We start from the raw sequence: 22,297 nt of genomic DNA, 5'->3' as shown, positions 1-22,297 counted from the left end.
CTCCCACAGGACTCAAGAACAGCGCGATCCCTGTGGGAGCGGGTTTACCCGCGAAAATGCCAGCACAGAACCTGCTGGTTCACCCCAGCCAGTGATACACCGGCGCATCCACGCCGCTTTCCACCTTCACCTCACTGCTGTGCCGCAGACGCACCAGCAGGCGCTTGCCCGCCGCCGTGCTGCCGGTGAGCCCTTCCAGGCGGTCGAGCAACTCGGGCCCGCTCATCTGCCCGGCCTGGCGCAACACATCACGCGCGGCCATCCACTGCCCATCATCCTGGCGCGGCACGGGGCTGGCACTCACCGGTGCGCTTTCGACCACCACCGGCTGCTCCAGCCGGCGCCCCAACTGCGCCCACTCTTCCGGCGCCAGTTCAATGGTCAAGTCCACCGGCCATTCACCGATCTGTCCACGAATTCTCACGCTGCCTTCCTCGTCCCAGGGCTGAATGCCGTCATGCTCCCACGAACATGAAACCTGTGCCAGGCAGGCTGGCGAGGCGCGGAAAAATTGTTATAACATTACCAAACCATTCCAAACCCCCTGGAGCCGTTCATGCGTCGTCTGCTGCTCGCCCTGCCCTTTGCCCTGCTGCCCCTGGCCGTGGCCCATGCCCACGACGAGCATGATCACGGCACCCTCGCCGCCCACGAGCATGGCGTGGCCAAGCTCAACGTGGTGCTCGACGGCAACACCCTGGAGCTGGAACTGGACAGCCCGGCCATGAACCTGGTCGGCTTCGAGCACGCCGCCAGCACCGATGCCGACAAGGCCAAGGTCGCCGCCGCGCGCCAGCAGCTGGAACAACCGCTGAAGCTGTTCGGCCTGGCCCAGGCCGCCGGCTGCAAGGATGAAGCGCAAGAGCTGCAAAGCCCGCTGTTCGGCGACGCCGCCCATGCCGACGACGATGGCGACGCGCACGAACACGAGCACGGCCACCAGCACGCCGATGTGAACGCCCACTACCAGTTCACCTGCGCCACCCCGGCCAAGCTCACCCAGCTCGACCTTGGCCCGCTGTTCAAGACCTTCCCGCAAACCCAGAAGATCAACGTGCAACTGATCGGCCCCAATGGCCAGAAAGGCGTCGAGGCCACCGCGGCCAAGGCCGTGGTCGCGTTCTGAATGGGCCAGGCGCTAATCGAGCTGCATGACCTGGTGTTCGCCTGGCCCGGCCAGGCGCCGCTGCTGGATATCCGCGAGTTCCGCCTGGAAGCCGGCGAGGCGCTGTTCCTCAAGGGCCCCAGCGGCAGCGGCAAGACCACCCTGCTCGGCCTGCTGGGCGGGGTGAACCGCCCGGGCCAGGGGCGCATCCAGTTGCTGGGCCAGGACCTTGCCAGCTTGAGCCAGGGCGCCCGCGACCGCTTTCGGGTCGATCACACCGGGTACATCTTCCAGCAGTTCAACCTGCTGCCGTTCCTGTCGGTGCGCGAGAACGTCGAGCTGCCCTGCCGCTTCTCGAAGTCCCGTGCCGAGCGCGCCAGCCAGCGCCATGGCAGCGTCGACCAGGCCGCCGCGCACCTGCTGGCGCACCTGGGGTTGAATGACTCCGGCCTGCTCGCCCGCCGTGCCGGCAGCCTGTCGATCGGCCAGCAGCAGCGCGTCGCCGCCGCCCGGGCGCTGATCGGCCAGCCCGAACTGGTGATCGCCGACGAACCCACCTCGGCGCTCGATGCCGACACCCGTGAAGCCTTCATCCGCCTGCTGTTCGACGAATGCCGCGCGGCCGGCTCCAGCCTGCTGTTCGTCAGCCATGACCAGAGCCTGGCGCCGCTGTTCGACCGTCACCTGTCCCTGGCCGAACTCAACCGCGCCGCCACGCCCCGGGAGGCATGATGTACCTGCTCCGCCTTGCCCTGGCCAGCCTGGCCAACCGCCGTTTCACTGCCTTGCTCACCGCCTTCGCCATCGCCCTGTCGGTGTGCCTGCTGCTGGCCGTCGAGCGGGTGCGCACCGAAGCCCGCGCCAGCTTCGCCAGCACCATCAGCGGCACCGACCTGATCGTCGGCGCCCGTTCGGGCTCGGTGAACCTGCTGCTGTATTCGGTGTTCCGCATCGGCAACGCCACCAACAACATTCGCTGGGACAGCTACCAGCAGTACGCCAAGGACCCACGGGTCAAGTGGGCCATCCCCATTTCCCTGGGTGACTCGCATCGCGGCTACCGGGTGATGGGCACCACCGGCGACTACTTCGCGCACTATCAGTACGGCCGCCGCCAGCACCTCGAGCTGAGCCAGGGCCGGCCCTTCGCCGACGACCCGTTCGAAGTGGTGCTGGGGGCCGAAGTGGCCGACGCGCTGCACTACAAGCTCGGCGACAAACTGGTGCTGGCCCATGGTGTAGCCGCCATCAGCCTGGTCAAGCACGACGACAAGCCATTCACCGTGGTCGGCGTGCTCAAGCGTACCGGCACCCCGGTGGACCGCACCCTGCACATCAGCCTGGCGGGCATGGAGGCGATCCACATCGACTGGCACAACGGCGTGCCGGCGCGCGGTGCCGGGCGCATCAGCGCCGAGCAGGCCCGCGGCATGGACCTGCAACCGGCGGCGATCACCGCGTTCGTGCTCGGCTTGAACAACAAGATCGCCACCTTCAGCCTGCAACGCGAGATCAACGAGTACCGCAACGAGCCGCTGCTGGCGATCCTGCCCGGCGTGGCGCTGCAAGAGCTGTGGAGCCTGATGGGCACGGCCGAGCAGGCGCTGTTCGTGGTGTCGCTGTTCGTGGTGCTGACCGGGCTGATCGGCATGCTCACGGCGATCCTCACCAGCCTCAACGAACGCCGCCGGGAGATGGCCATCCTGCGTTCGGTGGGGGCCCGGCCGTGGCACATCGCCGGGTTGCTGATACTCGAAGCACTGGCCCTGGCCGTGGCCGGGATCGCCGCCGGGCTGGGGTTGCTGTATGCCGGGATCGCCCTCGCCCAGGGCTATGTGCAGGCCAACTACGGGCTGTACCTGCCGCTGGCCTGGCCGAGTGCGCATGAGTGGACGTTGCTGGCGGTCATCCTCGGCGCGGCGCTGCTGATGGGCAGCGTGCCGGCCTGGCGCGCCTATCGGCAGTCGCTGGCCGATGGGCTGTCGATTCATCTTTGAGGGCAGGGATGATCATGCACCTTGGCGTCACCACAGAAAAAAGCACGCTTCAAACCCATCCGTGGGAGCGGCGGTGCGCCGCTGCGACTTGCCCCGCGAAACAGGCACCGCGCAGCTTGGCACCGGCTCCGCCGGTCTTCGCGGGGCAAGCCCGCTCCCACGCAACCCTGATGCGCTACCTGCTGCTCCTGGCGTTGTTACTGCTCTCACTGCCGCTCTGGGCCAGCGAACCGCGCGAACTGGACTGGCCCGCGCTGATCCCCGAGGGCGCACCGGTCATCCCGCCGCAACTGGCCCCGCTGCACGACCTGTCGCAGATCGGCAGTGCGCTTTCCGAGTCGGCCCCGGCCGCACGCCAGCAGGCGCCCGACGCGCCGGTGGTCAAGGCACTCGATGGCCAGCAGGTGAAGCTGCCCGGCTACATCGTGCCGCTGGAGGTCAGCGAAGAGGGCCGCACCACCGAGTTCCTGCTGGTGCCCTACTACGGCGCCTGCATCCATGTGCCGCCACCGCCGTCGAACCAGATCGTGCATATCTTCAGCGAGATGGGCGTGCGCGTCGAAGACCTCTACCAGCCGTACTGGATCGAAGGGACGATGCAGGTCAAGGCCAGCAGCAGCGAACTGGCCGATGCCGGTTACCAGATGGAAGCGCAGAAAATCTACGCCTATGAGCTGAAGTGAGCACTGACTGGGGCTCATGACACGGCTTCGTTGAGCTGGGTCAAACTTTCTGTTTAGTCGGCTTCGTACCATTGGACTACTCGATTACTCACGTCCTTTGGGAGCTTCCATGAACAAGTCCTTGCTCAGTGCCTCGCTCGTCGCGTTGGCGCTCGCAGCCCCTGTTGCCCACGCCCACCAGGCAGGTGATTTCATCATCCGCTCCGGCGCCATCACCACCGCGCCGAACGAGAACAGCGGCGACATCAAACTCGATGGCGCCAAGGTGTCGGGCACCAAGGCAACCCTGGACAGCGACACCCAACTGGGCCTGGCCTTCGCCTACATGCTCACCGACCACATCGGCCTGGAACTGTTGGCCGCCACCCCGTTCAAGCACACCGTCGGCGTGAAGGGCCTGGGCGGCGGCCTGGACGGCAAGCTGGCCGACATCAAGCAACTGCCACCGACCCTGTCGCTGCAGTACTACCCGATGGACGCCAGCTCCAAGTTCCAGCCTTACGCCGGCGTGGGCCTGAACTACACCCTGTTCTTCGATGAAGACCTGAGCAGCAACCGCAAGGCGCAAGGCTTCAGCAACATGAAGCTGAAAGACTCGGTCGGGCTCGCCGGCCAGTTGGGCATGGACTACATGCTCACCGAAAACCTGCTGTTCAACGCCGCGGTCTGGTACGTCGACATCGACACCAAGGCCACCATCGACGGCCCGAGCGCCCTGGGCGTGGGCAAGACCAAGGTCGACGTGGACGTCGACCCGTGGGTCTACATGGTGGGCCTGGGCTACAAGTTCTGACCCGGCACCGCCCGACAAGCCCGCTCGCCCGAGCGGGCTTTTTCATTCTGGCCCAGCCGCCACAGGTACACCCAATACCCCAGGGCCAGGCCACTGATGCCGGCCCCCAGCCCGCACACCGCGCCCCAGCCCCATTGCCCGTAGACCCAGGTCGCGGCCACCGCACCCAGCCCGCTGCCCAGCGAGTAGCAGCACATGTAGGCACCGATCAGCCGGCTGGCCATTTCGCCACGCCCGGCCAGCAGCAGGCTCTGGTTGGTCACGTGCACCGCCTGCACGGCGAAGTCCAGCAGCAGCACGCCCAGCAGCAGCGCCAGCAACGAGTGCTCGAGCAGGGCAATCGGCAACCATGACAGCACCAGCACCCCCAGCGCCAGGCCGGTGGTCTTCTGCCCTTGCCCACGGTCGGCCAGGCGCCCGGCCCGTGCGGCCGCCAGGGCACCGGCAACCCCCGCCAGGCCGAACAGGCCGACCTGGGTATGCTCCAGCGCCAGCGGCGCGGCGCTCAGGGGCAGCACCATGGCACTCCACAGCACACTGAAGGCGGCAAAGATCAACAGGGCGAAGGTGCCCCGCTGGCGCAACAGCCGGTCGTGGCGGTACAGCGCGAACACCGAACCCAGCAGGGCCAGATACCCCTGTCGCCCGCCGCGCGGCGGCGCCTCGGGCAAACGCCAGCCGAGCAGCAGCGCCATCAGCAGGGCAAGGCCCGCAGCCACGCAATAAACCGTACGCCACCCCGACAGATCGGCCACCAACCCCGAGGCCAGGCGTGCCAGCAGGATACCCAGCACCACGCCACTGGTGACCGTGCCCACCGCTTGCCCCTGCTGCGCGGGCGTGGCCAGTGTGGCGGCGTGGGCCACCATCACCTGCACCACCACCGCCATCAGCCCGACCATGCCCATGGCCGCCAGCAGCATGGCCCAGTCAAGGCTCGACGCCACCGCCAGCAGGGCAACGGCCGCCAGCACCAGTTGCGTGAGGATCAACCGCTTGCGCGCGAACAGGTCGCCCAGCGGCACGATCAGCAGCAACCCTGCGGCATACCCGGCCTGGGTCGCGCCGACCACCAGGCCGACCTGGGCCTGGGCGATACCCAGGCTGCCGGCCATGGCCTCCAGCAGCGGCTGGGACAGATACACAGTGGCCACCGCAAGGCCGCAGGCGAGCGCCAGCAGCAGCGTCAGGCCGCGGGTCAATGGCGGCGCTACAGATGAGGCAGATGTCATTGCACAGTCCTCGACAGATTCCTGTTTCGTTTTGAAACCACAACTGGATTTCTAGCAAATGTGGTTTTAATCTGCAACCAACATTGATCAGGAATGGCCCATGCTCGACGAAAACAACCAGCAATGCCCCGTGGCCCGCGCACTGGAAGTGCTCGGCGATCGCTGGGCGCTGATGATCCTGCGCGATGCCTTCGATGGCCTGCGCCGCTTCAGCGAATGGCAGAAGAACCTGGGGCTGGCGAAGAACATCCTCGCCGCGCGCCTGAAGCTGCTGGTCGAGGCCGGCCTGTTGGCGCAACAACCCGCCTCCGATGGCAGTGCCTACAAGGAATACGTGCTGACCGAGCAGGGGCGCGCGGTGTTCCCGATCGTGATCGGCCTGCGCCAGTGGGGGGAGCGGTATCTGTTCACGGAAGGGGAGCCACGCTCGCAACTGGTCGATGAGCGTGGCCAGGGGCTACAGACGCTGCAGGTGCGGGCTGAGGATGGGCGAGCGGTGGAGCCGGAGCAGTGCCAGCGGCGGTTGGTTCGGCATGGGTGATGGCCTGCAAGGCCCGATCGCCGGCAAGCCGGCTCCCACACCGACCGGGTAATACCCTGTGGGAGCTGGCTTGCCAGCGATCGGGCCGCGCCTCAGGCCTTGCCGAGCAAGCGAGCCACGCCTTCAACGAAGGGCGTTGGCTGCGGGAAGTCGAAGCGCGCCAGCAGCCGCGCATTGTCCGCCCGCGAATGGCGGATATCCCCGGAACGCGCCGGGCCGTGGCTGATCGCCGGCAGGCTGCCGATCACCTGTTCCAGGGCCTTGAGCAACTGGTTCAACGAAGTCGCCTGGTTCAGGCCGATGTTCACCGCGCCCTCTTCCACCGCCGGCTGCTCCAGCGCCTGGACCATGACCTGGACCAGATCGCCGACATACAGGAAATCACGGGTCTGTTCGCCATCGCCGAACACCATGATGGGTTTGCCGCTGATGGCACGCTCGCAGAAGATGCTGATGACCCCGGAATACGGCGAAGACGGGTCCTGGCGCGGGCCGAAGATATTGAAGAAGCGGAATACCACCGGCTCCAGGCCGTGCTGGCGACGGTAGAAATCCAGGTATTGCTCGCTGGCCAGCTTGTCCACCGCGTACGGGGTCAGCGGTGCCTTGGGCGTGTCTTCGGCGATGGACTGGCCTTCGCCATTGTTGCCGTACACCGCCGCGCTGGAGGCGAACAGCACCCGGCGTACGCCATGCTGACGCATCGCTTCACAGACGTTGAGCGTGCCGATGAAATTGCTCTGGTGGGTTTTTACCGGGTCCTCGACCGACGCCTGCACCGAGGCCACCGCGGCCAGGTGCACCACGGCCTGGCAGCCGGCGACCGCACGCGCGACCAGCGCCGCATCGGCGACATCGCCCTCGATCAGCTCCAGCTGCGGGTGGCCCAGTTGCAGGTTGCTGCGCTTGCCGGTGGACAGGTCATCGAGAATGCGTACCGCGTAGCCTTTTTCCAGCAGCGCATCGCACAGGTGGGAGCCAATGAAGCCGGCACCGCCGGTGATCAGGATGGGGGCATCAGCCATGTCGGTAGAAACGGTCCAGTAGGGGCGGCAAGCCGGCACGCCAGGCGCGCGGCTTGATGCCGAAGGTGTGAAGGATCTTCTTGCAGGCCAGCACCGCATGCTGCGGCTCTTCGCTGGCATCCGGGCGCGCGGCATGGGCCTGGGCGGTCGGTTGCTGCACGGCCAGCTTGTGCCACTGCGCGGCTTCGCCGAGGATCGCCTGGCCCAGCGCCAGCGGCGTGGTGGCCTCGTTGCCGGCGTAGTGGTAGGTGCCCCACAGCGGCGCCTTGCAGTCGAGCTGCTTGAGCACCGAGAGGATGACCCGCGCGGCGTCGTCCACCGGCGTCGGGTTGCCGCGCCGGTCATCGGCCAGCAGCAGCTCCTGGGGTTGTTCGGCACGGGTCAGGAAACGCCCGAGCGCACCGTCGCGGCTTTCGTCCAGCAGCCAGCCGAAACGCAGCAGCACATGCTGCGGGCAGGTGGCGCGCACGCTCTGCTCGATGCGCCACAGGGCCTGGCCGCGCAGGCCGAGCGGTACCGGCTCGTCCTTCTCGCTGTAGGCCGTGGCGCGCGAGCCATCGAACACCCGGTAGCTGGAAGGCTGCACCAGGACCATTTCGTGGTGCTGGCACAGCTCGGCCAGCCGCTCCACCGCACGCTCCTGCTGGGCCAGGCGCTGCTCGCTGACCGACTCGGCCTGGAACCAGTCGAAGTAATAGGCAAGGTTGACCACCGCGTCGGGGCGGTGCTCGTCGAGCAACAGGGTCAGGCTGGCCGGGGCCCAGCCGCTTTCCGGGGGGCGCGGTGCCAGGAAGGCGATGTCTTCCTCGGCGCCAAGACGAATCAGTGCTTGCCCGAGGGCATTGCCTCCACCCAACAGCATCAGGCGCATACGCATAGAGTCAACAAGTCCGCTCAGATCGATGGAGGAAAAGGGGCATTTTGCGGTTTCCGGCAGGGGAAGTCCAACGTAGGCCGGGTCGCAGCAGCACGCTGCGCGGTTCCCCCTTGCCCGACAGCTACTTATACTGCGCCAGGCCTGCACAAGGAGATGTTCATGGACGCCGAATCGACCACCGCGCAACGCGCTCTCTGGCAGTACGACGAACCCGCCCCGGGTGCAGAGCGCTTCATTGACGAAGCCTTCGACGGTTATCGCCAGCAGGCCCGCCTGCTGTTGCCGGACAGCGAACGGGCGCCACCGGTGTTCGTGGTCGGCGGCGCCCGTTCGGACTTCACTCGGCTCAACCCGCTGCTGTACCGTCTGCAACAGCAAGGCATCGGCTCGCTGACCGGCAACCTGTCCGGCCACAGCCTGGCCAGCGAACCGGGGGCAAAGGATGCCTCGCTGGCCAGCAACCTGCAGGAAGCCTTGCGCTTCCACCAGCATCTGGACAGCCGCAGCGACACCCTGATCGGCCACAGCCTGGGCGGCGCCATCGCCCTCAAGCTGGCGGCGCAGCGCCCGAACGTGCGCAAGCTGGTGCTGATCTGCCCGGCGGTGTACCCCGATGCCGCCCACAGCGCGCCCTTCGGCCCAGCGTTCAGCGCGGCGATCCGCAAGCCCTTCGCCTTTCTCGACTGCGACAGTTATGCCTTCCTGCGCCAGTTCCAGGGCCGCGTGCTGCTGGTGATCGGCGAATACGACGGACTCAACTCGCGGGTGCACGGCCAGGGGGCCGGGACGTCGGCGGGGTTGCGGCGCATGGCGGGGGTCGAGCGTTACAGCCCGATCCCCGAGGAAGTTACCCACAGCCTGCTGCGCTCTGTGCCGGCGCCGCACGTGGAGTGCCTGATGCTCACCGACTGCGACCATGGCATTGCCGCCCACCTGCGTGACCGGCCGGAGGTGGCGGATCAGGTGGCGCAGACGGTGGGTGCGTTCATTCTCGAATAACCCGGGTCTGTGGCATCCATGTCGGAGCGGCGGTGCGCCGATGCGACTAGGTCGTTTCATCGCGGGGCAAGCCCGCTCCCACGCGCCACATTCAAGGAAAGGAGACGGTACTACTCGATCTCGAACAGGCCGTTGCTGATCGAACCTGCGCTGAGGCGGTCGCGGATATCGTCGTCGATGCGCGGGTCATCCGGGCGATACAGGCGTACCTGGCGGAAGGCGTTGATCCGGTTGATCTCCTCGCCCAGGTACTCCCAGACCACGCGGGTGCACGCCGGGTTACGCCGGTCGCCGCTGGACACGCCGGTTTTCAGGCCGTTGAGGCGGGTGATGCGGCTCTTGAAGCTGGGGATGAGGATGGTCTGGCTCATCTCGTTCAAGGTCAGCGACTCGTAGTCGACCAGGAACAGGCGATCCTGCAACTGAAACGCCGCCCCCAGGTAGCGGCAGCGCACTTCGGCGTGGGGGTCGGTGGCGCTGCTGCGCTCCTGGCGCTCCTGGCGTTCGAACAGGTAGCGCTCACGTTCTTCGCGCAGGTGCACCAGCGACACCAGGATCAAGCCCGGCACCGACATGCAGTTGGAGTATTCGAAGTAGTAACCGCAGTAGCGCGACAGATTGACGACATGATCGTTGAGCGGCTTGAACAGCTCGCTGATCGGGTTGTTCTGCTGCGCGGCCGGGTTGCGCGCGCCGATCAGGCGGGCGAACTGTTCGGGCGGCAAACCCAGTTCGTAATCCTCGACGCCGAAGAAGTCGCCGATGCGCTTGAGGTTGTACGGCGTCGGCCGGCTTTGCCCGCTCAGGTACTTGTTGAACTGCCCGCGGTTGATCGACAGCTGCCGGCAAACCTCCGAGATAGAGCGGTAGTGGCTGCAGGCCAATTTAAGGTTGTCAGCGAAGTGATCGCCCATGATGCCGGGGTCCAGATGATGCGAGTGATGCAATTCTAGCATCAAGTCGCACCAAAACAGAGCAACCCGCGAAATTGTAACCGCAGTTGTCATGACCCACCCTGCGCCCCAATCAATCGCGGTGCGCCTGCCGTCCGCAGATTTTCCACACGAACAATAAGAATCGAGGTCATTTAAAAATGCTCGAAGCACTCAACGATTTCCTCTCGGGGAAGCTCCTCATCGTGCTGATCGTCGGTCTCGGCAGCTACTTCACCATCCGCTCGCGGTTCGTGCAGTTCCGCCACTTTGGCCACATGTTCGGTGTGTTCAAGGAATCCCTGCGTGGCCAGGCAGGCCAGCTGAGCTCGTTCCAGGCCCTGATGCTGAGCCTGGCCGGCCGTGTCGGCGCCGGTAACATCGCCGGTGTCGGTATCGCCGTGACCCTCGGCGGCCCAGGCGCCGTGTTCTGGATGTGGGTCACCGCACTGGTGGGCATGTCCAGCAGCTTCTTCGAATGCACCCTGGCCCAGGTCTACAAGCGCGCCGACGGCGACGGCCTGTACCGCGGCGGCCCGGCGTACTACATCCAGCACGGCCTGAAGCGCAAGAGCATGGCGATCGTGTTCTCGATCCTGCTGCTGGTCACCTACGGCTTCGCCTTCATCGGCCTGCAGTCGTACACCGTGACCCACTCGCTGCAGAACGCCTTTGCCTTCGACCCACGCCAGACCGGTATCGTCCTGGCCGTGCTGCTGGCGATCACCTTCATCGGCGGTATCAAGCGCATCGCCGCGGTGTCCGACCTGCTGGTACCGATCAAGACCCTGGCCTACATCGGTGTGACCCTGTACGTGATCGGCACCCAGATCGAACACGTGCCGGCCATGCTGGAAACCATCTTCAAGAGCGCCTTCGGCCTCGACCCTGCGTTCGGCGGCCTGCTGGGCAGCGCCATCGTCATGGGCGTGAAGCGTGGCGTGTTCGCCAACGAAGCGGGCCTGGGCAGTGCGCCGAACGTCGCCGCCGTGGCCGCGGTGAAACACCCTGGCGCCCAGGGCGTGGTCCAGGCCTTCAGCGTGTTCCTCGACACCTTCGTGATCTGCACCTGCACCGCGCTGCTGATCCTGCTGTCGGGCTTCTACACCCCAGGCTTCGAAGGTGACGGCATCGTCCTGACCCAGAACTCGCTGGCCGCCGTGGTGGGTGACTGGGGCCGCGTGTTCGTCAGCGTCGCATTGTCGCTGTTCGTGTTCACCTGCATCCTCTACAACTACTACCTGGGCGAGAACAGCCTGCAGTTCCTGACCCGCAACCGCGCCGTGCTGATGGCGTTCCGCGGCCTGGTGCTGGCGCTGGTGGTATGGGGTTCGATGCAGGACCTGTCGACCGTGTTCGCCTTCGCCGACATCACCATGACCTGCCTGGCCTTCGTCAACCTGGTGGCCCTGGCCCTGCTGTTCAAGGTCGGCCTGCGGGTGATGCGCGACTACGACGCGCAGCGCAAGGCTGGCATCAAGCAGCCGGTGTTCGACTCGAGCAAGTTCACCGACCTGGACCTGGACCGTGCCGCCTGGCCGGCCAATCCGCAGGCTGAAACAGCCGCTGACAATCGCGCCGCCCAAGCGCAAACCCAGCGCTGATATTCTCCCCTGCCCCAGCCGCCCCGTTCGTGGGCGGCTGACTCTTTCTTCGTCTTCGGGCCCCTCGCCGGCAAGCCGGCTCCCACAGGGGATCGCGCTGCCTCGGGCATACGCTGCGACAGGGCCTGACATCGCTACGGAATGTTCCAATGCGTGCAGTCAAGAATCTCCTCGTCCTCTACACCGGTGGCACCATCGGCATGCTCCAGTCCGCCGAAGGCCTGGCGCCAGCCGGCGGCTTCGACGCACGCATGCGCGAGCACTTTGCCGTTTGCGCCGATGCCCCCCAGTTGCCCTGGACCCTGCGTGAACTGAACCCGCTGATCGACAGCGCCAACATGCAGCAGGCCAACTGGCTGGCAATGCGCGATGCCATCGTCGAGGCGGTCGAGCAGCAGGGCCACGACGGCGTGCTGGTGCTGCACGGCACCGACACCCTGGCCTACAGCGCCGCGGCCCTGTCGTTCCTGCTGCTGGGCCTGCCGGTGCCGGTGCTGCTGACCGGCTCGATGCTGCCGGCCGGCGCGCCGGACAGCGATGCCTGGGCCAACCTGATCGGCGCCCTGCGCCTGTTCGAAAGCGGCCTTGAAGACGGCGTGCAGCTGTACTTCCACGGCCAGCTGCTGCACGGCTGCCGTGCGTCGAAGCTGCGCAGCGAGGCGTTCGACGCCTTCACTGCCCTGCCCCGCCACCGTGAGGGCGAGCGAGCCGCAGCGATCCCGGCGGTGCTGGGTTATCGCCAGCCACGCCAACCGGTCAACCTGGCGGTGCTGCCGGTGTTCCCGGGCCTTGCCGCCGAGCACCTGCGCGGCCTGCTCGGCAGCGGTATCCAGGGGCTGGTGCTGGAGTGCTATGGCAGCGGTACCGGGCCGTCCGACGACCAGGCGCTGCTCGACGTACTGCATGACGCCCGCCAGGGCGGCGTGATGATCGTCGCCATCAGCCAGTGCCCGGAAGGTTCGGTGGTGTTCGATACCTATGCCGCCGGTAGCCGCCTGCGCGATACCGGGCTGGTGAGTGGCGGTGGCATGACCCGTGAGGCGGCGTTGGGCAAGTTGTTTGCGCTGCTGGGGGCGGGGCTGGATGCCGATGCGGCCGAGCATTGGTTTGCGCTGGACCTGTGCGGGGAGCGCGCGTAAACCCGTAGGCCGTCAGTACGTCATCGCGGGGCAAGCCCGCTCCCACGCCCTGTTGAGGGCTGTGGACTGCCCCAAGGATTGGATGGGGGCAGTCCAACTGCGTGGGAGCGGGCTTGCCCCGCGATCGTTTGTACAGCTGGAAAAGTGGCGGAAGGCAGCGGGAGTCGAACCTGCCCGGGAACGGATGCCGTCCCCAACCGGGTTTGAAGCCCGGCCGCGCCACCGGGCGCGATTGCCTTCCTTGGATCGTTCAGAGCTCGGCCTGCTGCTGGGCCAGGGCACTGTCGGTACGGATGTGACGCTGGTCGGCGACCCTGCGGGTCAGGCCGATGCGGTCGAAGTATTCGAGTATCTGCACACTGCGCTTGCGACCGATGCCCAACCTGTCGCGAAACGCGGCGACCTGTACTATCGGCGATCCCGCCGCCAGCTGCAACAGCAGCTCTGCCATGCGCCTTAGCGTCTCCTGCGGGTAGAACAGGTCACGCACCACCTGGTGCACCACACCCAGCCTTGCCAACTTGCGCAGCAACAGCCGCACTTCGGCCTCTTCGCGTTGCAGTTCCCCGGCCAGGGTCCTGACCCAGGGTGGGTCGTACTCGCCTGCCAGCAGGCACGGCTGCAAACGCGCCCACAAGGCCGCATCGGCCTCGCTCAATTGAACCTTGTGATCCGGCAAGTGCAGCCAGGGCCCACTGCTGTCTATCGCGCCGTCAGCGAGCAGCTCATCGAGCAGGCTGACGAACGCCGGGCGCTCCAGCGGCATGGCGCAGAAGCGGCGCAGCCGGTCACGGTCGGGGCCGAGCTGATCGGGTTCCTGCTCGTGGAACTGCGCCAGGCGCGCCAGCAGCTGTTGCTTGAGTGCCTGCCATTGCTGACGGGCGAACAACAGCTGGCCCTGGCGCGTGGCGATCACCACTACGTGGTCTGGTAGCTGCCAGGTTTCACGCCGGCGGTTGAACTGGCGCTCCAGGCGCTGCGGGTCGAGCCCTGCGGGGGCGGTTTCGAGCAGCGCGGGCAAGGCCTGCTCCAGCTCGATGGCATCACGCAGCACCTGCAACTGGCGCAAACGCACCTCACTGCGGCGTTGCCGGCTCGGGGCGAATGGGTCGAGCACCCGGCCGCCACCCAGCGTGCGTTGGGCACGCTGGTCGCGCAGCACCAGGCGATCGCCGTGCACCGCCTGCAAGGGGGCATTGAGCAGCAACTGGGCGAACATGCGCTCGCCGGCGCCCAGCTTTTCACCTTCCAGCAGCGCCACCCGGGCCGTCACATCCTGGGTGCCGAGGTGCACGTGCACTGCACTGAAATGTTCGAAGGTGCGGGTTTCCGTGGGCAGCAGGTTCAGTTCGATATCGACCCGCACACTGGGCGCATGCAACCACTCAGGCAGCAACCAATCGCCACGATGCACCTGCTCGATCGCCAGGCGTTCGCCGGTGATGTTCAGCGCTACCCGCTGCCCGGCTTCGGCCATCAGCGCCGTCTGGTTCTGTGCGTGCAAGCCGCGCACGCGCACCGGTTTGCCGGCCTTGCCCAGCAGCAGGGTGTCACCGGTGCTGACCTGCCCGGCCAACGCCGTCCCCGTGACCACGATACCCGCGCCGGACACGGCAAAGACGCGGTCCACGGCCAGCCGAAAGCCCCCGCGCGCACTGCGCCGATGAACCTGTCGTTCAGCGTCGAGCAAGGCCTTGCGCAAAGCCTCGACCCCTTCGCCGCTCAAGCTCGAAACCGGGAACTGCAACGCCCCCGCATAGGGCCCGGGCGCCAGTAGCTCGGCAACCTGCGCCTGCACCTCGAGCAGCCGCGCCGGCTCGACCCGGTCGCACTTGCTGATCGCCACCAGCGCCTGCGCAATGCCCAGCAACTCGATGATCGCCAGGTGCTCGCGGGTCTGCGGCATGACGCCATCGTCGGCGGCCACTACCAGCAGCACCAGGTCGATGCCGTGGGCCCCGGCCAGCATGTTGTGGATAAAGCGCTCATGCCCGGGCACATCGATGAAGCCGGTCAGCGGCGCGCCCTCGGCCAGCGCCGCGTAGCGGTAGCCGAGGTCGATGGTCATGCCCCGCGCGCGCTCTTCCTGGCGGGTGTCGCCGGCCTGGCCGGTCAGGGCTTGCAGCAGCGCGGTCTTGCCATGGTCGATATGCCCGGCGGTGCCGACGATCACTGTACCGGCCCCAGTTGCAGCGCCGGCAGTTGCGCCAGCCACTGGGCCTCGTCGTCGAGCTGACGCAGGTCGAGCCACAGGGCATCGTCGTCGATGCGGCCGAGCACCGGCACCGGCAAATCGCGCAGGGCCCGCTCCAGCACGTGCAGGCTGCGGCCACGCAGCTTCTTCGACACCTGCGGGCGCAGGCACAGGGCGGCACTGGGCAGGCGCGCCACCGGCTGGCTGCCGCTGCCGATCATGCCCAGGGCCGGCTCCACGGTAACCGCCCATTGTTCACCCAGGTGGGCCCGGAGGTCGGGAGCCAGGCGCAGTGCCTGGGCCTGGATATCGGCCTGGCTGCGGGTCAGCAGGCGCAAGCTGGGCAGCCGTTCGGCCAGGCGGTCGGGGTTGCGGTACAGCGCCAGCACCGCTTCCAGCGCGGCGAGGGTGATCTTGTCCACGCGCAGGGCGCGCTTGAGCGGGTTCTTCTTGATCTTCGCGATCAGGTCCTTGCGCCCGACGATGATCCCGGCCTGCGGGCCACCGAGCAGTTTGTCGCCGCTGAAGGTGACGATATCGGCGCCGTCGGCCAGGGCCTGGCGCACCGTCGGTTCGGCCGGCAGGCCCCAGCGGGTGAGGTCGAGCAGGCTGCCGCTGCCCAGGTCTTCGAGCAACGGCAACTGGTGTTGGTGGGCAATGCTTGCCAGCTCGGCGGTGGGCACCTGGGTGGTGAAACCCTGGATGCTGTAGTTGCTGCAGTGCACGCGCATCAGCAGCCCGGTGCGCGGGTTGATCGCGCCTTCATAGTCGCGGGCATGGGTGCGGTTGGTGGTGCCGATCTCGTGCAGCTTCACGCCGGCGCGGGCCATGATGTCGGGGATGCGGAAGGCGCCGCCGATCTCGATCAGCTCGCCGCGGGAGATGATGCCCTCCTTGCGCGCGCCCAGGCTGTTGAGCGCCAACAGCACGGCGGCGGCGTTGTTGTTGACCACGGTGACGGCTTCAGCGCCGGTCAGCTCGCGGATCAGGCCTTCGATCAGGTCGTCGCGGTCGCCGCGCTTGCCGGTGGCCAGGTCGAATTCCAGGTTGAGCGGGTAACGGGCGGCGGTCTGCATCGCCTCGACGGCTTCTTCGGGCAGCAATGCCCGGCCCAGGTTGGTGTGCAGGACCGTGCCGGTGAGGTTGAACACCCGGCGCACCTGGCTGCGTTGCTGGATGGCCAGGCGTTCGCCGGTGCGGCCCAGGAGGACTTCGGCGGTCAGTTCGGCGGCATTCAGTTGGCCGAGACGAGCTGGCTCGCGCAGGTCGTCGAGCAGATGGCGCAGGGTGGCCAGCGTGGCGTCGCGGCCGTGGCGGTCGATCAGCGGGGCGCAGGCTGGGTGGCGCAGCAGGGTGTCGATGGAGGGCAGGCGTGGGGTGGCGCTGGCGGGGCTTGAAGACATGCGGTACTACCTATGACTGATCCGTTGTCTGGTCGGGCGCAATCGCGGGGCAAGCCCGCTCCCACGCCGATCTCATCCATTGCGTGGGGGCGGGCTTGCCCCGCGATCCGGTTCAACTCGATTGCAGTGTAGACACTACCCCGGCGCCAGCAGCAGGTTCGGCGCCAGGCGATGGAAGCCCTCCTCGTCCAGGCGTATGTCCAGCGCCAGGCTCGCCAGGTCGTCGGCCAGCGGCTCGGCGGCGGCGTCGTTCTCCAGGTAACACTGCTTGAGGTAGCTCTCGCACCCCGGGCAACATTCGGCGCGCAGCGGCGCCTTGCCGGCGGCGTAGCGGTCATCTTCGAAGTGGCTGTAGCGCAAGTCCTTGCTCGACTCGCAATACACGCACTTGACCCGCACCACATGCCATTCGCAGGCACACAGCGAGCAGGCCAGGTAGCGCAGGCCGTTGTGCTTGCCGCGGTTGCGCACCACACCGGCCATGGCCGGCGAGCCGCAGGCCGGGCATTGCGCCAGGCTGCCAGCGGGCTTGAGCTCGGGTTCGGGCAGCGCCAGCAACCAGCTCGACCAGGCCGCCTGCAACGCGGCGCCGATGAAGGGCACCAGCGCCGCCGGCAGCGCATCGTACTGGCCACCCAGCAAGGCGATGCCCCAGCCTTTGCGCTGGCTGTCGTCAGCATCGCGCAGGGTTTGCAACGCATCGGCCAAGGGGCCCTCGGCGTCGACCTTGAAATGCTCGAGCAGCGCCTGCAACCACGGCAACCACGGCCCTTCGCGCACCAGGCTGTCCGCCGCCAGCGGCGGCAAACCATGGCTTATGCACAGGCGCTGACGCTCTGCCGCCACCGGCAAGGCGCCGGGCGGGTTATCCACAAGCAGCTGCTGGATCCGACAAAGCTGCGCAACCCATTGCAGGTACTCACCCAGGGCGTTGCCCTCGGCCAGGTACTGCAACCGCGCGGCCCGCAGTTCGAACAGGTTGGCGGGGGGCAGGTGCAGAAACGGCGGCATCACTGCCGACGCTTCGATCTGCCCGGGTTCGAGAATCGTGCTCAAACGGTCATCCTTCCTTACGGCCGTGATTGCCCGGCGTCTTGTCGCCGGTCACATCGCGGTACCAGAGTTCATGATGCTTGCGTGCCCAGGCGCGGCTGACCCAGCCATGCAGCATGGCGCCGATCGAGCCCTTGATCCAGATCCCGGCATAGATATGCACGATGATGCTGAGGATCAGCACGAGCGCCGCCAGGGCATGCAGCAGGGCCGACAGACGTATGACGTCGATGCCGAACCAGTGGCTGAAGTACGCCCGCCAGATCACCACGCCGCTGATCAACAGCACCAGCATGCAGGCCAGCAGGGTCCAGAACAGCAGCTTCTGCCCGGCGTTGTACTTGCCCACCGGCGGTACGCCCTCTTCCTGGTTGAGCATCACCCGGTCGACGCGGCGCAGCCACAGGCGATCATTGGCGGTGATGAAGTTGGCGCGCCAGAAGCGGAAAACCAAGCCGAGGAAGAACACGAACATCGCCACGCCGATGAACGGGTGCAGGATCCGCGTCCACGGCCCGCCGCCGAACAGGTGGCTGAGCCAGAACAGCGCCGGGTGGAACAGCGCCAGCCCCGACAGGCCGGCCAGCACGAACAGGATCGCCACCACCCAGTGGTTGCTGCGTTCGTTGGCGTTGTAGCGCAGGATCGGTTTGTCGTCGTTCATGGCCGCTGCTCCCCCTGCCCGCCGGGGCGGTTCGGATCATAGACATGCACCGCCGGGTCCACCTGATGGACCGTGTTATCCACAGGCGCCGGGTGTTCGTCCTCCTCGACCCGCTGCGGCCCGACGCGCACGTAGTGGAAGAACCCGGCCAATACCGCCGCGCCCATGGCCAGCAGCGCCAGTGGCTTGGTGAAGCCCTTCCACAGCCCCACCAGCGGGCTGATCACCGGCTGGTCCGGCAGGCCGGCGTAGATCCGTGGCGTGTCGGCATGGTGCAGCACATACATCACGTGGGTGCCGCCGACGCCATCCGGGTCGTACAACCCGGCGTTCTCGTAGCCGCGCGACTTCAGATCGACGATGCGCTCGTCGGCATGCACCTTCATCTCTTCCTTGCTGCCGAAGACGATCGCCCCGGTGGGGCAGGTCTTCACGCAGGCCGGCTCCAGGCCCACGCTGACGCGGTCGGAACACAGGGTGCACTTGTACGCCTTGTGGTCCTTCTGCGAGATGCGCGGGATGTTGAACGGGCAGCCGGTGATGCAGTAGCCGCAGCCGATGCAGTGGTCCTGGTTGAAGTCGACGATGCCGTTGGCATGCTTGATGATCGCCCCCGGGCTCGGGCAGGCCTTCAGGCAACCGGGGTCGGCGCAGTGCATGCAGCCATCCTTGCGGATCAGCCACTCCAGGTTGCCATCGTCGCGCTCGTGCTCGGTGAAGCGCATCAGGGTCCAGGTTTCGGCAGACAGGTCCTGGGGGTTGTCGTAGGTGCCGTGGTTGTGGCCCACCTCGTCACGCAGTTCGTTCCACTCCGAGCACGCCACCTGGCAGGCCTTGCAGCCGATGCACTTGGTGGTGTCGATCAGCTTGGCGACTTCCTGCTGCTGGCGTACCGAGGGCGGCACGGTGGTGGTGGCGGAGCGGGCAATGATGTCTTGGCTGGCCATCAGAGTTTCTCCACTTTGACGAGGAACGACTTGGACTCGGGCGTCTGGGTGTTGCCATCACCGAGGAACGGCACCAGGGTGTTGGTCAGGTAGCCGTGCCGCGTGCTGCCGGTGAAGCCCCAGTGCAGCGGGATGCCGATCTGGTGCACGGTCTGGTTGTTGACCTGCAGCGGGCGGATCCGCTTGGTCACCACCGCTACCGCGTCGATATGCCCGCGCTTGCTCGACACCCGCACCCGGTCGCCGGCCTTGATGCCTTTCTCGTTGGCCAGCACCTCGCCGATTTCGACGAACTGCTCGGGCTGGGCGATGGCGTTGAGCCGGCAATGCTTGCTCCAGAAGTGGAAGTGCTCGGTCAGCCGGTAGGTGGTCGCCGCATAAGGGAACTCGTCGTGGGTGCCGAGGGTGTCCCACACCGAATCGAAGATGCGCCCGGCCGGGTTGCTGGTGGCCTTCTTGTTCTGCGGGTGCAGCGGGTTGATCCCGATCGGCGTCTCGAACGGCTCGTAGTGCTCGGGGAACGGCCCTTCGGCCATCTTGTCGATGGCGAAGAACCGGGCCACGCCCTCGGGGTTCATGATGAACGGGTTCATCCCCGCTTCCGGTGGCGAGTCGACCTTGAAGTCCGGCACGTCGGTGCCGGTCCAGGCCTTGCCGTTCCACCACACCAGGCGTTTTTTCTCCGGGTCCCACGGCTTGCCTTGCGGGTCGCTGGAGGCGCGGTTGTAGAGGATGCGGCGGTTGGCCGGCCAGGCCCAGGCCCAGTTCTGCACCTGGTGCATGCCGTACGGGTCGCTGTTGTCGCGGCGGGCCATCTGGTTGCCCTGCTCGGTCCAGCTGCCGGCGAAGATCCAGCACCCGGAGGCGGTGCTGCCGTCGTCCTTCATCTGGGCGAAGCCGGCGAGCTGTTGCCCGGCCTTGAGCGTGGCGCCGCTGGCGTCGGTGAGGTCGCTGACCGCCCAGCCGTTCATCTCCTTGGCCAGCTCCTCGGGGGATGGCTCCTCAGGGACCTTGTAGGGCCAGCTGATGTTGAGCATCGCGTCGGGGTAAGCGCCGCCCTCGGCCTGGTAACGCTTGCGCAGGCGCAGGAACAGTTCGCTCATGATGTGCACGTCGGTGCGGGTTTCACCCGGGCCGTCGGCGCCCTTCCAGTGCCATTGCAGCCAGCGGCTGCTGTTGACCAGCGAGCCGTCTTCTTCGGCGAAGCAGGTGGTGGGCAGGCGGATCACTTCGGTCTGGATGTTGGCCGTGTCGACGTCGTTGAACGGGCCGGCGTTGCGCCAGAACTCGGAGGTTTCGGTGGCCAGCGGGTCCATGATCACCAGCCACTTGAGCTTGGCCAGCGCGGCGGTGACGCGGTTCTTGTCCGGCAGCGCGGCAATCGGGTTGAAGCCCTGGCACATGTAGCCGTTGACCTTGCCCTGGCCCATCATCTCGAACATGCGCAGCACGTCGTAGGCCGGCACGTCGAGCTTGGGCAACCAGTCGTAGCCCCAGTTGTTGTCGGCGGTGGCGTTGGCGCCGTACCAGGCCTTCATCAGGCTGACATGGAACTTGCCGTAGTTCTGCCAGTACGACAGCTGCCCGGGGCGCAGCGGTTTGGAGGCGCGCTTGTCGATGTAGCTGGCGTAGTCCTGCTCGGCGTCGCCGGCCAGGGTGAGGTAACCCGGCAGCGAGTTCGACAGCAGGCCCAGGTCGGTCAGGCCCTGGATGTTGGAGTGCCCGCGCAGGGCGTTGACCCCGCCACCCGGCATGCCGACGTTGCCCAGCAGCAACTGCACCATGGCCGCACTGCGGATGATCTGCGCGCCGATGGAGTGCTGGGTCCAGCCCAGGGCGTAGAGGATCGTCATGGTCTTGCCCGGCACCGAGCAGGTGGCGATCTCTTCCCAGACTTTCATCATCTGGTCCTGGGGCATGCCGCAGGTCATGCTCGCCAGCTCCGGCGTGTAGCGGCTGTAGTGCTGCTTCATCAGCTGGTAGACGCAACGCGGGTGCTGCAGGGTCGGGTCGACCTTGGCAAAGCCGTCCTCGCCCAGCTCGTAGCCCCAGCCGGACTTGTCGGCGTACACGCGCTTGGCCGCGTCGTAGCCGCTGAACAGCCCGTCCTCGAAGCCATAGCTTTCTTTGACGATGAACGACACGTCGGTGTAGTTGCGCACGTACTCGTGCTGGATCTTGTCGTTGCTCAGCAGGTAGTTGATCAGCCCGCCCATGAAAGCGATGTCGCTGCCGGTGCGAATCGGCGCGTAGTAATCGGCTACCGAAGCGGTACGGGTGAACCGCGGGTCGACCACGATCAGCCGCGCCTTGTTGTGCGCCTTGGCTTCGGTCACCCACTTGAAGCCACACGGGTGCGCTTCAGCGGCGTTGCCGCCCATCACCAGGACCAGGTTTGCGTTGGCGATGTCAGACCAGTGATTGGTCATCGCGCCACGGCCGTACGTCGGGGCAAGACTTGCCACCGTCGGGCCGTGTCAGACACGCGCCTGGTTATCGAACCCCAGCATGCCGGTCGAACGGATCACCTTGTGCGTCAGGTAGCCCGCTTCGCTGGAAGCGGCGGACGCAGCAAGGAAGCCCGTGGTGAGCCAACGGTTGACCGTCTGGCCCTGGGCGTTCTTCTCGATGAAGTTGGCATCGCGGTCCTTTTTCATCAGGTCGGCGATGCGGTCGAGGGCTTCGTCCCACTCGATGCGGGTCCATTCCTTGCTGCCCGGCTTGCGGATCTCGGGGTACTTGAGGCGGCTCGGGCTGTGGATAAAGTCCAGCAGGCCCGCGCCTTTCGGGCACAGGGTGCCGCGGTTGACCGGGTGGTCCGCGTCGCCCTCGATGTGGATGATGCTTTGTTTGACGTTTTTGCCCGCATCGCCCTGGCTGTACATGATCAGGCCGCAGCCGACCGAGCAGTAGGGGCAGGTGTTGCGGGTTTCTTTGGTGTGCGCCAGCTTGAAGTGGCGTATCTGCTCGGCGAATGCGGGGGTTGGGGCCATGCCCAACGCCGCAAGGCTCGAGCCTCCAAGGCCGACGGCGGCGACCTTGAAGAATTGCCGACGGTTGAGGTCCATCGTGCACTCCTGATCAGGTTCTCGGGCGCGCGGGACATGGC

General features: G+C 66.6%; 20 protein-coding genes and 1 tRNA gene. 9 read left to right on the top strand and 12 right to left on the bottom strand.

The window, feature by feature from the left end:
- Nucleotides 1-79: 79 nt before the first annotated feature.
- A complete protein-coding gene (locus DM373_RS09655; RefSeq protein ID WP_110993345.1) occupies nt 80-424 on the bottom strand; it encodes a hypothetical protein in 345 nt (114 codons plus the stop codon).
- A gap of 132 nt (nt 425-556) precedes the next feature.
- Between DM373_RS09655 and DM373_RS09650 the strand changes: the two genes are divergently transcribed.
- The 5 genes from DM373_RS09650 to DM373_RS09630 all read left to right on the top strand — a co-directional run bounded on the left by DM373_RS09650 (nt 557) and on the right by DM373_RS09630 (nt 4,578).
- Nucleotides 557-1,126 carry a DUF2796 domain-containing protein gene (locus DM373_RS09650; protein WP_110993344.1) on the top strand — a complete coding sequence of 190 codons (570 nt, stop codon included), beginning with the start codon at nt 557-559 and terminating at the stop codon, nt 1,124-1,126.
- Complete coding sequence (locus DM373_RS09645) at nt 1,127-1,837, top strand: ABC transporter ATP-binding protein (RefSeq protein WP_110993343.1); 711 nt, start codon at nt 1,127-1,129, stop codon at nt 1,835-1,837.
- Entirely contained in the window at nt 1,837-3,102 is a 1,266-nt protein-coding gene (locus DM373_RS09640) for an ABC transporter permease (RefSeq protein ID WP_110993342.1), read from the top strand. Before DM373_RS09645 ends, DM373_RS09640 begins: the two co-directional genes overlap by 1 nt.
- A gap of 170 nt (nt 3,103-3,272) precedes the next feature.
- Entirely contained in the window at nt 3,273-3,785 is a 513-nt protein-coding gene (locus DM373_RS09635) for a DUF3299 domain-containing protein (RefSeq protein ID WP_110993341.1), read from the top strand.
- Nucleotides 3,786-3,894: 109 nt separating this feature from the next.
- Nucleotides 3,895-4,578, top strand: coding sequence for an OmpW/AlkL family protein (locus DM373_RS09630; protein ID WP_110993340.1), 684 nt, complete (start codon nt 3,895-3,897; stop codon nt 4,576-4,578).
- Here the strand turns inward: DM373_RS09630 and DM373_RS09625 are convergent.
- Nucleotides 4,566-5,810: an MFS transporter gene (locus tag DM373_RS09625; protein ID WP_110993339.1), complete on the bottom strand. Its 1,245-nt coding sequence runs from the start codon at nt 5,808-5,810 to the stop codon at nt 4,566-4,568. The two genes, DM373_RS09630 and DM373_RS09625, sit on opposite strands and share 13 nt — an antisense overlap.
- 100 nt (nt 5,811-5,910) lie before the next feature.
- On the opposite strand from DM373_RS09625, the gene DM373_RS09620 reads away from it, so the two are divergent.
- Nucleotides 5,911-6,351, top strand: coding sequence for a winged helix-turn-helix transcriptional regulator (locus tag DM373_RS09620; RefSeq protein WP_110993338.1), 441 nt, complete (start codon nt 5,911-5,913; stop codon nt 6,349-6,351).
- A gap of 92 nt (nt 6,352-6,443) precedes the next feature.
- Here DM373_RS09620 and DM373_RS09615 read toward each other — a convergent pair whose 3' ends face one another.
- Both DM373_RS09615 and DM373_RS09610 read right to left on the bottom strand, forming a co-directional pair.
- On the bottom strand, nt 6,444-7,376 hold the full coding sequence (locus DM373_RS09615) for an NAD-dependent epimerase/dehydratase family protein (protein ID WP_110993337.1): 933 nt from the start codon (nt 7,374-7,376) through the stop codon (nt 6,444-6,446).
- Nucleotides 7,369-8,253 carry a sugar nucleotide-binding protein gene (locus DM373_RS09610; RefSeq protein WP_110993336.1) on the bottom strand — a complete coding sequence of 295 codons (885 nt, stop codon included), beginning with the start codon at nt 8,251-8,253 and terminating at the stop codon, nt 7,369-7,371. The genes DM373_RS09615 and DM373_RS09610 overlap by 8 nt, the downstream gene beginning before the upstream one ends.
- Before the next feature lie 159 nt (nt 8,254-8,412).
- Here DM373_RS09610 and DM373_RS09605 point away from each other — a divergent pair, with 159 nt between their 5' ends.
- Nucleotides 8,413-9,252: an alpha/beta hydrolase gene (locus DM373_RS09605; RefSeq protein WP_110993335.1), complete on the top strand. Its 840-nt coding sequence runs from the start codon at nt 8,413-8,415 to the stop codon at nt 9,250-9,252.
- Between the two features lie 110 nt (nt 9,253-9,362).
- Here DM373_RS09605 and DM373_RS09600 read toward each other — a convergent pair whose 3' ends face one another.
- Entirely contained in the window at nt 9,363-10,166 is an 804-nt protein-coding gene (locus DM373_RS09600) for a helix-turn-helix domain-containing protein (protein WP_110993334.1), read from the bottom strand.
- Nucleotides 10,167-10,345: 179 nt separating this feature from the next.
- Here DM373_RS09600 and DM373_RS09595 point away from each other — a divergent pair, with 179 nt between their 5' ends.
- Nucleotides 10,346-11,788 carry an alanine/glycine:cation symporter family protein gene (locus tag DM373_RS09595; RefSeq protein ID WP_110993333.1) on the top strand — a complete coding sequence of 481 codons (1,443 nt, stop codon included), beginning with the start codon at nt 10,346-10,348 and terminating at the stop codon, nt 11,786-11,788.
- A 149-nt stretch (nt 11,789-11,937) separates the two neighbouring features.
- Nucleotides 11,938-12,927, top strand: coding sequence for an asparaginase (locus DM373_RS09590; RefSeq protein WP_110993332.1), 990 nt, complete (start codon nt 11,938-11,940; stop codon nt 12,925-12,927).
- A gap of 145 nt (nt 12,928-13,072) precedes the next feature.
- Here DM373_RS09590 and DM373_RS09585 read toward each other — a convergent pair.
- From DM373_RS09585 to fdnG, 7 genes are all read right to left on the bottom strand, one after another.
- Nucleotides 13,073-13,168, bottom strand: a tRNA-Sec gene (locus tag DM373_RS09585).
- Between the two features lie 9 nt (nt 13,169-13,177).
- Nucleotides 13,178-15,100 carry a selenocysteine-specific translation elongation factor gene (selB, locus tag DM373_RS09580; RefSeq protein WP_110993331.1) on the bottom strand — a complete coding sequence of 641 codons (1,923 nt, stop codon included), beginning with the start codon at nt 15,098-15,100 and terminating at the stop codon, nt 13,178-13,180.
- The gene (selA, locus tag DM373_RS09575) at nt 15,097-16,524 is read right to left on the bottom strand and encodes an L-seryl-tRNA(Sec) selenium transferase (protein WP_110993330.1); all 1,428 of its coding nucleotides are present in this window, start codon (nt 16,522-16,524) and stop codon (nt 15,097-15,099) included. Before selA ends, selB begins: the two co-directional genes overlap by 4 nt.
- Before the next feature lie 135 nt (nt 16,525-16,659).
- Complete coding sequence (fdhE, locus tag DM373_RS09570) at nt 16,660-17,580, bottom strand: formate dehydrogenase accessory protein FdhE (RefSeq protein ID WP_110993329.1); 921 nt, start codon at nt 17,578-17,580, stop codon at nt 16,660-16,662.
- Between the two features lie 4 nt (nt 17,581-17,584).
- On the bottom strand, nt 17,585-18,241 hold the full coding sequence (locus DM373_RS09565) for a formate dehydrogenase subunit gamma (protein WP_110993328.1): 657 nt from the start codon (nt 18,239-18,241) through the stop codon (nt 17,585-17,587).
- Nucleotides 18,238-19,188 carry a formate dehydrogenase subunit beta gene (gene fdxH, locus DM373_RS09560; protein ID WP_110993327.1) on the bottom strand — a complete coding sequence of 317 codons (951 nt, stop codon included), beginning with the start codon at nt 19,186-19,188 and terminating at the stop codon, nt 18,238-18,240. The genes DM373_RS09565 and fdxH overlap by 4 nt, the downstream gene beginning before the upstream one ends.
- A complete protein-coding gene (gene fdnG, locus DM373_RS09555) occupies nt 19,188-22,256 on the bottom strand; it encodes a formate dehydrogenase-N subunit alpha (RefSeq protein WP_157966833.1) in 3,069 nt (1,022 codons plus the stop codon). Before fdnG ends, fdxH begins: the two co-directional genes overlap by 1 nt.
- Nucleotides 22,257-22,297: the final 41 nt, after the last annotated feature.

The organism is Pseudomonas sichuanensis, assembly GCF_003231305.1.
GTDB lineage: Bacteria > Pseudomonadota > Gammaproteobacteria > Pseudomonadales > Pseudomonadaceae > Aquipseudomonas > Aquipseudomonas sichuanensis.
The sequence above is the reverse complement of the archived record's forward strand: the minus strand, read 5'-3'. Positions and strand labels throughout refer to the sequence as shown.